A 16,285-nucleotide genomic window follows, 5' to 3' on the forward strand; every position below is an offset into this window, starting at 1 on the left:
AAAAAACGGTACCCCGATTCACATCGCAGCACCGTCACAACACAAACACAAAATAAAACACGACAAAACTACTATGCAATCTTACCTGTCTATGCCGGGGAGGCATGCGAATGCTGCGATATGGATATTCACATATGCATAAAGAGCTTCAGGCTGATTTGCATAATATAAACGCAAAGGGATTTTTTTTGTTCAATAGGAAGTATAAAAAAAGTGATTTTATAGGAGTAATTATTGTTGTACCTCATAAAAACGTTACTTTTGTTTCTTTAAAAGACAGAAATGCGTATGGAACCCAGAGAACTTATCAACTTTATGGCTGTTGCCGAGAGACTAAAGTGTAATACACGCCATTCGTGGACATCAACCTATCGCCATGAGAGCGTAGCTGAGCATAGCTGGCGACTTACTTTACTGGCATATTTTGTACAGGATGAATTTCCTGAGGCTGATATGAATAAAGTGATTCAGATGTGTATTCTTCATGATTTGGGCGAGGCTATTACAGGAGATATTCCTGCTTTCTATAAAACGCAAAAAGACGAAGAAGTTGAAGACCGTAAGATTGAGGAGTTGTTTGATACGCTACCTCCTTTTTATCGGGATAAACTATTACCGTTGTTTCGGGAGATGGGGGAACTTGCAACGCTGGAAGCAAAGATATATAAGGCCTTGGATAAAATGGAAGCTATCCTTCAACACAATGAAGCGGATATCTCTACCTGGATTCCTTTGGAATATACTGCCAATCTGGAGTATGGAGCAGAGAATGTAGCGTTTTCTCCTTATTTGAGACGGTTGAAGCAGGAACTCTATAATGATTCGGTTCGGAAGATTGAAAATGTACCTGAACAGGGGGAAGGTAACAATAGTAGATTGGTTGATTTGACACTGAAGGTCACTCCGAAGATGATAAAAGATGCACAGGGTAATGAGAACAAGGCTTTCACAGGACATTTAGGCACTCATTTTGATGTGATGAATAAAGAATTCCCTTTGAACTATACGGAACGAAAAGCTATCGTTTTTGATGTGAGTTCCATATCCGGCAGGGATATAGAGGTGCAGGATATTGATCTTTCTAAAGCGAGGCCCGATATGTTTGTTTCTTTTTATAGCGGATATATTGAAAGGGAAAGTTATGGTAGTAAAGCCTATTTCTCAGAACATCCGCAATTGTCGGATGAACTGATAGAGAGATTGTTGGACAGACATATTTCTATAATAGGAATTGATTTTGCCGGTGTGAGAAGAGGGAAAGAGCATACACCTAAAGACCAGTATTGTGCTGATAAAGGAGTTTTTATCATAGAAAATCTCTGCCGTTTGGGACAGTTATTGGTTGGCGATGAGAAGTCTGCTGAATTTATAGCCAATACATATCCTATGAATTTTGCAGAGATGAGCGGTTTGCCTTGTAGAGTTATAGCTAAAAGAAAGTGATTAAAATTTAGTCAGACGCTTGGGAGAACCGTGCCAGGAACATCCCAGGCAATATATTTCTGTCATATCAAATCCTTCTGTTGAAGCTTCTGCATCTTTGGGAAACACTGTTCCTTCTTGGGTAATATATACTAACAGGCGTTCGCCTTGTTCATTTTTAACATACATGCCAGCGATTTTACACTGGGGACAAAGTAATTTTCTCATTTTGTTATCTTATGGTTTACGCCTGCAAAGATAGGTTATTAATCTTTGCAGGATTGCTTCATTAATTTTCTTTAAGTAGGTTCCTGTCGTTGAGGTTAACTTTAACTCTTTCAAAAAGAATATCCGTTAGAAACTAACTGAAAACAACATTTCAGCCTGGAAGTTTCCATAATCAATCGGTTTAATTAATCGTACTCCGGTAGTAAGTGGATAGCTCATGCGTAATACATTCCAGTCGAATATAAGATCGGCACCGTAAGAGCTTTGTGTAGTCCATGCGCTCTTACGGCTGGCTTGATTGCGTGACAGATCGTAGAAGAGGTTAGCACGTAATCGGCGGATGTAAATCAATGGTCCGATACTTAGATCCGGTGACAGGAGAGGAAGAGCATAATCAGCTTTGAAAGCCCATTGTTGCTGGGTTTGATATTGAAAATTATATCCGCGTGGCTTTTCCAATAAGTGTTTGGGAAGATACAATGCTTTGTTGTCCAGGTCTTGATACTGATAGCCGAAGCGGAGCATTAAGCCATGGTTGCGTACAATGCCGGGCCAGTAAGTAGTAAGCCGGGCAGCATACAGACTTCCATAATTTTCTGTATTGAAGGGTGTCATCAGGTACTGTAACCGAAGCTGGTAACCGTTCCGGGGAAGAATATCCCGCTGGGCCTTTCGTCTGTAATTATAGAACAGGACTTCCGGCAGGATGTATTGAAAGTTACGAAACTTCTGCGTACTGTATTCCTGGTACTTATTATTGGTAAAATAGTAAGTGAATGCTGGTTGTATACCTCTGATCCGTTGATTTCGTGTCAGATTAAAGGGGAGATAGACACGAGCTTCAGCTTCCAGCAGATTGCGGTTGGTATAATATCCTTGGGTCACAGCCTGTCCCTTTTCATTCTTTTTCCAGGCCATATTAAAAGCCTTGTCGCCATAATCGGCAGCAAGGTCGATGACCGGGAACCATCCTTGATAGGTAAAAGATAATTTTCCGTGATGATACCCTTTGTGATAATACCAGCCTGCCTGCATGATGGCAGTATTCAGCGTATTCTGAGACATGATTGTAGCCCCGGGCTTAACAATTGTGCTGAGATCCGAAGCACTGGTATTCATAGCTTCTGCCACATCATAATAGAATGGGGCCCAGCTGTGGATTTTGAATGTATGTACTCCTTTCCGATAACGCTCCGGTTGGAAATCGACTGCCTCCAGACGCGCAGAGTCAAGGTTGAATTGTTCTTGTGCAGCCAATGTCTCTGTGAAAGGCATAGAGACGGGTTTCCCGAAATCGGTCCTTTCAAACAACAGGCTGTCTGCAGGTAATGAAGCAATCCGGTATCCATTTGCCTGATAGTCGGCAAAGAATAAGCGATTGTCCGATCTGGAAAATGAGGGATCGAATGCCCCGAATCGTGCATTAGTCAGGCGATATACCTGATTATTTGCCGGGTTTAAGCAATATATATTGTTAGTACCGTTGGCGCCCGATTCAAAATAGATTTTTCCGTCCTTCCAGATTGGTGAAGTGACATTGACAGAGGTGGTTTGTAGTAGTTCTTTCCATATACCGGAGGAAGGATCAAATTGAAATAGAGTGATTCCTGCATCCGTAACGGTTATTGCAGTAATCTTGTCATCCGCTCCGAATGTCAGTTCCTTGATGAACGCATTCTCCGGAACGTCAAAAGACCGGAGTTCTTTTCCATCTTCCAGGTCGACTAATACAAGCTGATTCTTTCCGGCAATTGTGCTTCGCGAAACTGCGGCTATCTGTCCGTTTTTATCAATAGAAGGAGCGAGGTAACGTTGGCGGGGAGCAACCGTTTTTATCCGGTCTTTATCCAGATCGTAGTATTTCAGTACGGAATAGTTTTCATGGGTCCAGCGGATACCCGGAACTATTTCTGTCCAGTAGATACGATTGTTGTGGAAATCTAACCGGCTGTTGATACTGCCTATATAGCTCAACCGTTTTTCTTTTCCATTGCTGATGGCTACTAAAGAATTAATATCTTTCAGTCCCGATTTGACAGCTATCACAACAGAGTCATTGATAGCCAAAGGATACCTGTAAGATGTGTAGGTTTTATTGTCGGGTGATAGATATGCCGGAACAATGACAGCCGTATCCTGTTTTTCCCATCCCTCCCTCAAAAAGTCGAATGTGTCGTGATAGAGTCGTTTGAAACTACTTCCCGTGTAGTGTTTAAATGATCCTTCAAAAAGTATATTACCGGTATACCGGGTTGTACTTTTATCCCAAATGTCACTTCCATAACGCTGACGGGCATAGGAAGTCATATCATATCCCAGTGCATAATATGTACCGGTATAGTTTTTGTATGAACCTAACAGCCATTTATCAAAAGAGTAGAATTTGTTTCCTCCCAGCATTTGTGCCCGGTAAGCCATATTGAATTCAGGCAATCGTCCTCTGCCTCCGTTGGACATGGCTGTTTCTGTACCTACGGCATCACCTTCGAGAAACCACACTGGTAGGAAGAATGCAGCAACTCCCGCAGCCTGTTCGCCTATCAGATAATAGAATGGCTTGAAAATGCCACGCATTACTTTTCCTGTCTGGAATACGTGCCGGGATTCGTGTAATACCAGATGTTTATCCCACCTTTGAATACCTAAATCAGAAGATGGAGTAGTGATGAGCTCCATACGGCGGGGAGCCCACGATACCATGCCGTTGGATATCATATTGGCAGGGTGCAGGATAACGGGAAACTTAGCCTTTATGGGTTTTCCGATTGTTTTTTGTATGTGCGGATAAGCATTTTCCAGGTAGAGGGCATAGCGGTAGGCCATGGAGTCTGTTCCTTGCGGATAAACCAGGTTATAATGAGGCAATCGGACTATATTCCATTTGAACCGGGCGGGGTCTGAACCATAGTCCATGAATTGGGCATGCAAACCGGATGAGGCCAGCAGGCAGACAAAGAGAAGAGGCAGGTATTTTAATTTTGACATTTAAAGTCTTTATTGGATTATCAGGACACAAAACTATAAAAAATAAGTTTTTTAGTTCTTTAGTTTATGAGTTTTTTAGTTGTATACTCTCATATTGTGACTCACAAACTCGCAAACTTACAAACTCTTATACATCACAAAATTAGTCATTTTAATATCGCCTATAGATACTATCTGCTCTTTTTCTGTTATATATCCTTGTTTTTCAAAAAAAAGGTGAGCGGTAATACTGACTTCTGAGTGGATAGACACTGCCTGATGGAGACGAGCATACTCTTCTGCTTGACGTAAAAGGAGAGAAGCTATGTCCTGATGCTGGAATTGCGGGTGAACAAACATACTGTGCAGATAGCCGTTGGCATTGATAGAGGTGAAACCAACTGTCTGGAAGTGTTTCGTCTCTTCGGCGAGTATGAAATACAAATCACTTTGAAGTAGTTCCCTCCAACGTTCCGGGGTTGCTCTTTCAAGCCATGCACGGATTTGTGGAGCGGTGTAGTGCAGCGAACAGGTGTTGAGAACACTTTGTTCAAACGTAGCATGCATGGCACAAATGTCTTCAGGCTCTGCTTTTCTTAACCGGATGTTTTTCAGTTGCATATGCAGAATTGGGAATGGTTTTCCCGTACTGTCCAGATCGTCCCGACTGATGATTTCAAACCCTCTGTTCTGATAGAATCGGAGTGCCTGCCCGTTCTGCTCGTTCACATCTACTTTATGTATCTGTTTTTGGCGTATTGCAAATTCTATTAATTGTTTGCCATATCCATGTCCCTGTTCATCAGGATCTACAAACAACATTTCGATGAGGCTGTCACTCAATCCCATGAAAGCGGTTATCTGTCCGGAATGATTACGGATCGTGTAGAGTTGTACCGCCGGAAAATATTCATGGCGTACTAAGGGCTTATAAAACCGTATATCTTCTTCGGATAGAAAGTGGTGAGAACTTCGGACTGCTCTTTCCCATATTTGGAGGAGGATATCGTATTCTTGTGTATTAGCTTGATTTACCATAATTGTCTTCGTTTATAAATACGTGGCGTAAATATAGAGGTTTCCTGCCAGATCAGAAAATGTTAGAAATCCGCTTTTCTTTCAATACGAATGATCTCTCCGGAAACCGGATGTACAAACTCCAGGTATTCGGCATGCAGATAAAGCCGGTCTGCTTGCTTTCCATAGAGCTCGTCTCCCGTAATAGGGCAGTTAAGACCAAGCGGGTGGGCGGCATGAACACGTAATTGATGCGTCCGTCCGGTGAGTGGATAGAAAGCTATACGTGTTTGAGATTCATTGCGTTCGAGAACCTGATATTTGGTGATGGCGGTTTTACCATACTCTTTATTTACTATCTGCCGGGGTCTGTCGAGAGGATCCGGACAGAGTGGAAGATTCAGAATGCCTTCATCCGGTGCGATGATTCCGTCCAGTAAAGCAATATAACGCTTCTTTACTGTACGATTTTTGAACTGTGCCTGCAGATTCTGATGTGTCTCTTTGGTTTTGGCAACAAGCAGCACTCCCGAAGTAGCCATATCCAGACGGTGTACAATCATTGGGCCTGTAGCATCAGGATATTGGGTTCTCAGGTGTTGATAGACAGAATTTATTTCTCCTTTTCCGGGCACGGAAAGCATGCCGGCGGGTTTGTTGACAACAAGCAACTGCTCATCTTCAAAAAGAACTTCGAGTGTTGTCTTCTTGTGAAGATCGTTCGATAATGGATTGGGCTCTACATTCAGCCCTTGTAACATATGCTTCAGAATAGGTTCACACTTTCCTTTGCAGGCTGGATAGTAGTAACCATGGTGGCGTATCTCTGCTTTTGGAGAGTTGCCCCACCAGAATTCGGCCATGGCAATGGGTTTGAGTTGGTGCAGATAGGCATATTGTAATAGTTTGGGAGCAGCACATTCGCCGGCACCGGCAGGAGGCGTCTTCTGTATGGTCTGTTTGAAGATAGTACATAGATCTTTTATTTCTCCGTTGGCATTCAGCATTTTGAATTGTTCAAAAAGCTTTTGTTGCAGGGCTGCCGACCGCATTTTGCGTTCGTTTTTGAGAGCTTCTATTTTTGCTGTATAATCATCTGTTTCCTTTTGCAGGGCAGTAATGCGAACTTTCCAATGCTTTTCCAGTCGTTTGAACTCTGCTTTCTGATGCTGGCTTTCGCGTATCATAGCTGCTTGTTCTGCCTCATCGGGATTGTTTATACGTCGAAGTTCACGTGCTTCTTTGGCTGCTTTCAAAGCTGCCTTAGCCTGAGTTATAGCTTGTCGGTTCAGAATGTTTTCTTCGCTCAGTTTCTGTTTGAGTGCCAGATAATAATTATCTTCCTGCAACTGTCTGATCTGAATGTTGATGGCAGAGATTTTTTCTTCTTCTATTCTGAAAAATCCGTCGGGTTGGAGTAAATCATATACAGGAGGTACGAAGTAGGAGTGTAGGTTTTTGCCGGCAAGGTTTCCGGAGAAAGCTGCCAGATAGCCTATCTCACCATCAGGGGTTTGTACCACTAATACTCCGAACATTTTTCCTTGCTGCAATTCCTGTTCCCATTGTTTCTGGGTTTTGATATAGTACTGTACTTCTTCTGTGGCTATCAGGCAGAGCGGATGTGGCGTATAATGAAACGGATATGTAAATTGCTCCGGCAGGGGCAAGTGGGTAACTTTGTGAATGAAAGGATGCAGCATATGGTTTCTTGTTTCCGGGTTGTTATAACGCTTTGCAAAATAAATTCTATTTAAGCAGTATTGCAAGTATCATCGAATAAAATACGGTAAACTTTGCATATTAGTTTGGATTGGTGTTTATTATTAATAAAATGTATATTGTATAGTGCTTTTGTTGGAAGAATATTGCATCGTTCATTTCTTTTTTGATAATTTTGTCGCTGCATAAGCTGACAAACTGATATATTAATTTTTTATGATACTTATTTCTTGCATTAAATCTTTTCCTGTGGTCGTAATCAAACGATGCCTTCTTCTTTTTTTATGCCTGCTATCTGTAAATTTAATAATTGCCCAGAACGATACAGCCTACAAGAAAGGTTATATTCTTGTTATCAATGCATACACAGAAGCAACCTCCTGGAGTAGTCGTATGATTTCGGCAACTACTCGGTTTGTGGCAGAAGATCCTCAGTTGGCTGTTTATACCGAGCATATGAATATGATGCTGATAGATGATGATGCGACCGATCTGGAAGAATTCAAATCGGCTCTTTTTGAAAGATACGGTGCTTATCCTCCACGTCTGCTACTGTTACTGGGGGATCCTGCTCTATTGTTAAAAGAAGATTTTAAAAGAGTATGGGGAGATATCCCGATGGTGCTTTGTGCCGAAAAAGATTATACAGGCCCCGACAAATATTATTTGCATAAGAAAGTAATTCCACAAGCAGAACGTATTCCCATTACTCAGTTGGCAGACCCGTATAATTTGGTTCTTTTGTATTCGGATTTGTATATAGAGAAAAATGTGGAGTTGATATCTCAAATGATTCCTGATATGAAAAAGTTTATTTTTATAGGAGATGAACGTTTTATTAATGTAATCAATGAGGTCGAAGTCAGAGAGGTTATAAAAGAGAAATATCCTTCTGTTGAATATGAATATTTATCTCCTCAGATACTACCTATAAATCTGTTGGTTGATTCGTTGTATCGTGTTAATGCAAAGACTACTGGAATATTATTTTCTTCATGGTATTATAAGCGTACATTTGCAGGTAATACTTCGCTTGTTACAAATGCTCATAAAGTGATCACTACAGTGGCTGCCCCTTTGTTTGTTCTTAATACAATTGGCGTTACTGCCGACGGTGGAATGGTTGGTGGCTATGTGCACGACTGGGAACGTTATGATAAAGAGCTTATACGTATTTTGTCAGAAGTGCTTGAAGGCAGACAACCGCGTAATATTCCTTTTTATCGTTCTGTGGATGGCGTGCCGGTTATTAATTACAAAGCCTTACTGCGAAAGGATATATCGCCTTCTTTGTGTCCTGAAAATACGCACTTTCTCAATAAACCTCTTACTTTTTGGGAACAATATCATTACTTCATTCTGGGGGCTTCATTTTGTATTCTTGTACTCATTTTATTTTTTACATTCCGTATTCGTACATTAAAAAGACTCAGAGAAATTCAGCAAAAAGAAATAGATACGATGGCCGATTATAAGAATCTGGTAAATAATATGCCTATACTCTATATGCAGGAGGAATTGGTGCTGAATAAGGCCGGAGTTCCGGTTGATATGATATACCGGAATGTAAATTCTCATTTTGAGAATAACTTCTTTCGTCGGGAAGATGCGGTCGGTAAGAAGGCAAGCGAATTGTTTCCCGAATCTCTTCCTGAGTTTTTACATTTTACTCAGAAGGCACTGACTGAGAACAGGGCAATCACATTCCCTTATTATTTTAAGAAGATTGATACATTTTATGATGTGGTGCTGAAAGGAACTCGTAATTCTGGGATAATCGATGTATTTTGTATGGATAGTACGGATTTGCATAAAGCACAGCAGAAGCTGAGCACTACAAACAATAAGTTGGCGATGGCACTTGATGTGGCGAATATTGTTCCCTGGAAGTGGGATTTGATAAGCAAAACTATTTTATGTGATATCAACAGGCCGATAGAATTGAGTACAGTGGAAAGTGATGTGCCCGAAGAGCAGTTGGCAGTACCCGATTCACAATACTTCTCGAAGATATACAAAAAGGACCGTAAGAGGGTAGAACAGGCATATCACGATCTGATAGAAGGTAAATCGGATAAAGTGAAAGAGGAGTATAGGGTGGTAAATGTAGAAAACCATGTGCACAAGATAGATTGGGTGGAAGCACAGGCAGCCGTGCAAGAACGTGATGAAGAAGGAAACCCGGTCACACTGATCGGTTCGTCACAGGTCATAACCAATCGTAAGAAGATGGAGTTGGAACTGACTACTGCAAAGAACCGTGCAGAAGAATCCAATCGCCTGAAATCTGCTTTCCTTGCCAATATGAGCCATGAAATCCGTACTCCGCTGAATGCAATTGTCGGCTTTTCGGGAATACTGGCCTCTACGGAAGAAGAACAGGAAAAGCAGGAGTATGTCAGCATTATTGAGAATAATAATGAGTTATTGCTACAGCTAATCAGTGATATTCTGGATTTGTCGAAGATAGAAGCAGGAACATTAGAGTTTCATTATTCTAATGTAGAACTGAATAGTGTGATGAAGGAGCTGGAGAGTGTATTGCAGTTGAGGTTAAAATCGGATACTGTTTGTCTGGAGTTTGTGCCGTCATTGGATATATGCCCTGTTCATATAGAGAAAAACAGGCTTTCACAATTGTTGATTAATCTGATAACAAATGCGATAAAATTCACATCGGAAGGGAGCGTTCGCTTTGGCTATGAATTGCAGGGAAAAGAGTTATACTTCTATGTGTCCGATACCGGATGCGGTATTCCGAGAGATAAGCAGGAGAGTATTTTCGGGCGTTTTGTGAAGCTGAATAATTTTGCACAGGGAACAGGACTGGGGTTGTCTATCTGTCAGACATTGGTAAATCATATGGGAGGTTGTATTGGCGTTGAATCTGAAGAAGGTAACGGGTCAACTTTTTGGTTTACATTGCCCTATAAGCCTGCGGGACAGGAGGAAATAAGCGAAAAGAAGGAATATCAGCCTATATCTGTGGAAAAGGATAAACTGACTATCCTGATTGCCGAAGATAATGATAGTAATTACAAGCTTTTTGAATCGATTCTGAAGAATGATTATCAGTTGATTCATGCCTGGGATGGACAAGAGGCGGTAGATATGTTTAGAAAAGAAGATCCGCAAATCATCCTGATGGATATCAATATGCCTGTGATGGATGGCTATGAAGCTGCACAGGAAATTCGTAAATATTCGGCCAAAGTACCTATCATCGCTATTACTGCATTTGCATATGCTTCGGATGAACAACGTGTGATGGAAAGTGGTTTCGACGGATATATGCCCAAACCGATTAATGCCCGCCAGTTACGGGCACAGATAAAAGACATAATGCAGAAAAGAATTGTACTATTGTAGCTGAAACTCTTTTCTGCCTAGGTTTAATATCGTTCAGTGGAGAATAAAAGTTGTGGAATGTTTTTATTCCGTATAAATCATCTTTTTGGTCATTCCTCCGTCGATAGTAATGTTTTCACCATTGATGAAGTCATTCTCTTCCTGGCTTAAGAACAGGCACATCCGGGCAATATCTTCTGGTTTTCCTACGCGTCCCGAAGGATGTTGTGCATGATCTTCCGGGCGAAGTTGTTCGTAATTATGATTCTGTATCCAACCCGGAGCAATGGAATTGACGGTTATATGCCATTCAGAGAGTGAGAGTGCCAGTGCGTGGGTAAGTGAATAGATGCCACCTTTGGATGCTGCATAAGCTTCACTGCCTGGTTCGCTCATTAAATAACGGGTGGAACAAATATTAATGATTCGTCCGAATGGATTCGAGGAGGTTTGAGCTTTACGGTGGATAGCCAGCAGGCGAGATGTGATAAATGCCGGACGCAGGTTGACAGAGAGTATCTTGTCGAAATCTTCTATGTTTGTTTCGGTAATGGGAGAAAATTCGCTGATACCTGCATTATTGATAATAATATCAATATCGCCCCAGAGCATAAAAATGCGTTGCATGCAATGTTCGAGTGCTTCTTTTTCACTTATATCCACCTGATAAAATGTCGCTCCGGTCTCTTTTGCAGTTTGTTGCCCTGCTGTCTCATTTTTATCGCAGAACGCCACCTGGTAGCTTTCTGCAGTACAAAATGCCATTACAATAACTTTACCAATCCCTGTGGCACCTCCGGTCACGAATACTCGTTTTTTCTTCTTCTCCATGACTGGCTTAACCTGTTTATTCCGGTTCATTGTACTTGTTGGCTTGCCATATTTCCGGGCTCTCTCCCAAGCTGCTTTTCTTGCTTCGTATTGTTCGTACTGCTTTTCTATATAATTATCTGCCATATCTGTTCTTTCTTCCAATGAGTAAATATAGTAAAGGGGCTTTTAAAGTGTTTCATTCTATTTCAATACGTTGAGAAACTAGTTTCAACCTATTGAGAATTTATTCTCAACATATTGAGAAACTTTTCTCAATATGTTGAAACAGTTGTTTCATATAGGTTGAGAATAAATTTCGTTTTACCATTCATATTGTTCTACGTATTCATCATATACAGGTTCATCCATTATCCCTTTTTTGCGGAATAACTGTCGGATGTATTTTTGTTCAGAGGGAGTGATAAGTTGTTCTTTACGTCTGAAGCGGTAATAAGCATTTCGTCCGAAGTGTTCAAGCATCTGTTGTTTGATGACGACTGCATCACTATGCGGAACTTTATCCAGTAAATGTATGATACCTGATGCATAACGCAATAACTGGTCCACCTTAAAAAAAGAACAGTTTTCTCCACCGTTAACAGTTGCGTATGCCGGATTCACTATGTTGATAGTATCCCGTTTAGATGGGATATGGAGCGCTACCTGATGGCGCAGACAGTCTGCTGCATGTGAGCATTGCTTATTGAGGCAATGAGTGAAGTTACCGGGTACTGAGTTATAATCAAAATTGGTTTTCATATATATTCTTGATAAGTAAATTTATTTGAGTGACTTTCTTAACAAAGGTACTCAAAAGTTCTATAACTACAAAGAACTGACAGAGAATCATTATGAATAAAACGATAGGACTGTGTTATGAAGAACAAAGAGGATACTTAAAAATAAATATCCTCTTTGTTCTTATTATAAAATCAATAATGCCGGAATAATCACTCGCCAAGTTCGGAAAGCAAATCGTATGAGGGAGCGAAAAAGAGTGTCCCTGTTACCGGTGTACTGAAATCCAGCAGGCGGTCGGTATTACCAACAGGACTGCCTATAAACATATTCTCCAGCATTTTCCGGGTAGTACTGAACGTACTGGCGTAACCAATAAAGTAGGTTCCGTATTCTCCTTTTGAGGTATTGGCAAATGGCATATTGGCTCGTACTATTTTCAAATCGTCTCCAATGTTAGTAACTGCATTGTGGGCATTCTCCGGTTTTTCCTCGTCCGACAATTCAACATCATTGAACTTGTGACGGCCGATAACCTTTTCCTGTGCTTCTACCGGGAGTGCATTCCAGGCAATCATGTCATGAATGTACTTTTGTACAAACACGTAACTACCTCCTGCAAAATCTGGATCTTCATTACCAATGGCTGCAAAATAGTAGGGATTTTCGTCTACGGCGGGAGATTCTGTACCATCTACAAAACCGATAATTGCTTTTCCGTCCATGTATCTGAACCCATGAGTTTCGTCAACAGATTCGACAACTCCTTTCAACTTTTCATCAATAATAGAGGCAAATTCAAAGCATAACCCCATTTGTCTGGCTCGGATGTGTAGTAAGATATCTCCTGGAGTAGATACTGCTGTATATTTATCCCCTTTTATTTCTTTGAAGGTACTTAATTCTTTAGGTTTGGCTTTTTCTGGAAATAATTGGCTCCATGCATCAGCTCCGAAACCTATCGTACAACTGAATTGCATATCAGGGAAACGATTACGCATGCTGCGTATCATTGCAGAAAAGTTGGCACATACATCTTTTACTTTTTCGATTGTATCTGCCGAGTGTTTTAGACTGTAGACAATGAATATAGCGTTCTCTCCCGGTCTTGCAGTTACATCTTGCGGGATATTTCCATCAAATGAATTTTGATATGTGTTCATACTTCTTTTTAATTAGTTATTATTATTGTAGTTGATTTTGATACAGTTGTTTTATTAATATAACTCCATAGTTACAAGTTTGTTCTACTTATTGGGTAACTTATAAATCTATAGAACTGTATTTATAATCTTAAAAAATACTATTTTGCTTCACTTATATTGGGTTTTGTAACATAGGTTACTACTTTTAAACTGTGTATCCTGTTATCTTTGCCCAAAAATAAATTAGTTATGGAACAGTTACATGCTCATGAAGTCCTCCATATGATGGAAGGCAACAGTTATTCGGAAATCACTTTAAAAGAAGCCATTATTAATAAGTTTGGCAAAGACCAACATTTTTACGCTTGTTCTGCTGACGATATGAATATTGACGAATTGATAGAATTTCTTAAAAGAAAAGGCAAATTTATGCCTTCTGAAGATGGTTTCACTGTCGATATAAGTAAGGTCTGCGATCATAAATAGTCTTTATTAAAGTAATATTCCAAATATACTTTATATACTTTCGCAATCTTTGAGTCACTGAACTCATGTAATGCAAATATCGGGAAAATTTTGAAATGTACATTGTTTTCCCGGTATTTCTGTATCTATAATTTCATCTTTCGTCTTTTTTTAGTAGTTTTGTCCAATCAAGTCAATAATATATTAATGATGAATGAATTGGACAACGGGCAGCAAGAACAATATTCTGAACCCGAAAAGAAAAAGAGCACGCAAAAAATCGTAAAAAGAACTTTAGTTACGGTAGGATTGGCATTGGTAGTATATATTGTATATTCTATAGTCCATCTATTTGTCTCGCCCGATCATAATATTCAGCAAATCTATCTTGTTCCGGAGGACGCTGCGTTTATCATTCAATCATCAGCTCCGGTAAACGACTGGGAAAAATTCAGCGGAAGCGAAACATGGAAATGTCTGAAGAAAGCAAAATCTTTTGAAGAGGTCACAAAGAGTGTCGAAATGCTTGATTCAATAGTTAAAAGTAACAAAGTATTGCTGTCACTTGTGGGTAAACGGGATATGCTTATTTCACTCCATAAAGTTCGTGCAACCGACTGGGATTTTCTGATCATATTGGATATGCAGAAAGCATCTAAGATGGATTTATTAAAGGATCAGATTGAAACGGTGCTGGCAATGACGGGTAATACGGTTACTAACCGGCAATATAGTGGCATTAACATTCTCGAAATGCGTGATCCGGATACACGTGATATTTTTTATTGTGCTTTTGTAGATAATCATTTTGTGGCTTCTTATACGTCCGGACTTGTTGAATCGGCCATTGACTCACGTAGTAAACCTAAAATAGGACTCGATCATGCTTTTATTGAAGCAGAAAAGCTGGTTTCCGGTAAAGGACTTATCCGAGTTTTTGTAAACTATGCACATCTGCCACAATTTATGAATATTTATCTGGGAGCCAAAAATGAGTATGTTGATATGTTCAGTAACTCTATGAATTTTGCAGGACTCTTTTTTAATACGGATAAAGACCGGATGGAGGTAAAAGGGTATACATTCCGGAAAGACACAGCCGATCCTTATGTAACTGCTTTACTGAATTCGGGAAAGCACAAAATGAAAGCGCATGAGATTCTGTCTGGGCGAACGGCTCTTTATACTAATATTGGTTTCAATAACCCTGTAACCTTTGTCAAGGAGTTAGAAAACGCCCTTTCTCTCCATGATAAGCAGCTGTATAGTTCTTATGAAAGCTCCCGTAAAAAGATCGAAGGATTATTTGGTATCTCTTTGGAAGAGAATTTTCTGAGTTGGATGTCCGGAGAGTTTGCCATTACCCAATCCGAGCCAGGCTTGCTGGGGCACGAACCGGAATTAATTTTGGCTATCAGGGCTAAAAACATGAAAGATGCCCGTAAGAACATGGAGTTTATTGAAAAGAAGATTAAGCGACGTACTCCGGTTAAGATTAAAACGGTTAATTATAAGGATTTTGAAATTAACTATGTGGAAATGAAAGGTTTCTTCCGATTGTTCTTTGGAGGATTATTTGATAAATTTGAAAAGCCATATTATACGTATGTAGATGATTATGTTGTTTTCAGTAACAAGGCTTCATCTTTGCTCTCCTTTGTAGAGGATTACGAACAAAAGAATCTACTGAAAAATAATCCGGGATTTAGAAATGCGTTTTCGTATTTGAGTTCAAATTCTACCATTTTCCTATATACGGATATGCATAAATTCTATTCTCAGTTGAAACCGATGATGAATGCTACTACGTGGAATGAGATACAGGCTAATAAAGATGTTTTGTTTTCGTTTCCTTGCTGGTCTATGCAGATTGTAGGGAATAGCCAATCGGCCTCTTTGCAATATGTGATGGATTATAAACCGTATCAACCCGAAGAAGTTGTTGCAGTTGTCACCGATGAAGAAGATGAAGAAATGAATGAAGATGCTGACACTGAGAAAGAACAGATGAGCGAACTAAAACGTTTTTATGTCGAGAAGTTTGAAGGAAATATCTTGCGGGAATTTTATCCCGACGGTGCATTGAAAAGTGAAGCGGAAGTCAAGGAAGGAAAACGGCATGGGCGTTACCGTGAATATTATGAAAATGGTAAGCTGAAATTCCGGGGGAAATATGCAAATAATCAACCCAAAGGTACATGGAAATATTATACCGAAGAAGGTGAGTTTGAACGTAAAGAGAAATATTGAATGATTTCACCACAAAGTAATACAGAGTTTTAAATTTTTATCGAAACGCAGATGAACGCAGATTTTCGCAAAGGGAAACAAACCAAAGATAAAGAACTACAGTCTTTTAATCTGCGTTCATTTGTGTTAATCCGCGTTTCATCAGATAAATAGTACTTTGTGAATTCTATGAA

11 protein-coding genes are annotated in these 16,285 nt (G+C 40.1%); 4 read left to right on the top strand and 7 right to left on the bottom strand.

What is annotated here, in order from left to right; translation table 11 throughout:
- Positions 1–288: 288 nt before the first annotated feature.
- Positions 289–1,443: an HD domain-containing protein gene (locus QX565_RS15405; protein WP_289293380.1), complete on the top strand. Its 1,155-nt coding sequence runs from the start codon at positions 289–291 to the stop codon at positions 1,441–1,443.
- On the opposite strand, the gene QX565_RS15410 is transcribed toward QX565_RS15405, so the two are convergent.
- The 4 genes from QX565_RS15410 to QX565_RS15425 form a co-directional block, all read right to left on the bottom strand.
- The gene (locus QX565_RS15410) at positions 1,444–1,650 is read right to left on the bottom strand and encodes a hypothetical protein (protein ID WP_289293382.1); all 207 of its coding nucleotides are present in this window, start codon (positions 1,648–1,650) and stop codon (positions 1,444–1,446) included.
- A 126-nt stretch (positions 1,651–1,776) separates the two neighbouring features.
- The gene (locus QX565_RS15415; RefSeq protein ID WP_289293384.1) at positions 1,777–4,635 is read right to left on the bottom strand and encodes a hypothetical protein; all 2,859 of its coding nucleotides are present in this window, start codon (positions 4,633–4,635) and stop codon (positions 1,777–1,779) included.
- A gap of 117 nt (positions 4,636–4,752) precedes the next feature.
- The gene (locus tag QX565_RS15420) at positions 4,753–5,652 is read right to left on the bottom strand and encodes a GNAT family N-acetyltransferase (protein WP_289293386.1); all 900 of its coding nucleotides are present in this window, start codon (positions 5,650–5,652) and stop codon (positions 4,753–4,755) included.
- Positions 5,653–5,714: 62 nt separating this feature from the next.
- Positions 5,715–7,334, bottom strand: a complete 1,620-nt coding sequence (locus QX565_RS15425; RefSeq protein WP_289293388.1) for an RluA family pseudouridine synthase — start codon at positions 7,332–7,334, stop codon at positions 5,715–5,717.
- A gap of 235 nt (positions 7,335–7,569) precedes the next feature.
- On the opposite strand from QX565_RS15425, the gene QX565_RS15430 reads away from it, so the two are divergent.
- Positions 7,570–10,722 (top strand): ATP-binding protein, encoded by a 3,153-nt coding sequence (locus tag QX565_RS15430; protein ID WP_221648636.1) that lies wholly within the window; start codon positions 7,570–7,572, stop codon positions 10,720–10,722.
- Positions 10,723–10,785: 63 nt separating this feature from the next.
- On the opposite strand, the gene QX565_RS15435 is transcribed toward QX565_RS15430, so the two are convergent.
- The 3 genes from QX565_RS15435 to QX565_RS15445 all read right to left on the bottom strand — a co-directional run bounded on the left by QX565_RS15435 (position 10,786) and on the right by QX565_RS15445 (position 13,415).
- Positions 10,786–11,658: an SDR family NAD(P)-dependent oxidoreductase gene (locus QX565_RS15435; RefSeq protein ID WP_289293389.1), complete on the bottom strand. Its 873-nt coding sequence runs from the start codon at positions 11,656–11,658 to the stop codon at positions 10,786–10,788.
- Positions 11,659–11,835: 177 nt separating this feature from the next.
- Positions 11,836–12,273, bottom strand: a complete 438-nt coding sequence (locus QX565_RS15440) for a DUF6078 family protein (RefSeq protein WP_289293390.1) — start codon at positions 12,271–12,273, stop codon at positions 11,836–11,838.
- Positions 12,274–12,464: 191 nt separating this feature from the next.
- Complete coding sequence (locus QX565_RS15445) at positions 12,465–13,415, bottom strand: Dyp-type peroxidase (RefSeq protein WP_221648633.1); 951 nt, start codon at positions 13,413–13,415, stop codon at positions 12,465–12,467.
- Between the two features lie 231 nt (positions 13,416–13,646).
- Here QX565_RS15445 and QX565_RS15450 point away from each other — a divergent pair, with 231 nt between their 5' ends.
- Positions 13,647–13,883 (top strand): YecH family metal-binding protein, encoded by a 237-nt coding sequence (locus tag QX565_RS15450; protein WP_221648632.1) that lies wholly within the window; start codon positions 13,647–13,649, stop codon positions 13,881–13,883.
- 189 nt (positions 13,884–14,072) lie between these two features.
- On the top strand, positions 14,073–16,112 hold the full coding sequence (locus QX565_RS15455; protein ID WP_289293412.1) for a toxin-antitoxin system YwqK family antitoxin: 2,040 nt from the start codon (positions 14,073–14,075) through the stop codon (positions 16,110–16,112).
- Positions 16,113–16,285: the final 173 nt, after the last annotated feature.

It is taken from the genome of Bacteroides sp. 41_26 (assembly GCF_949740115.1).
Taxonomy (GTDB): Bacteria; Bacteroidota; Bacteroidia; order Bacteroidales; family Bacteroidaceae; genus Bacteroides; species Bacteroides nordii.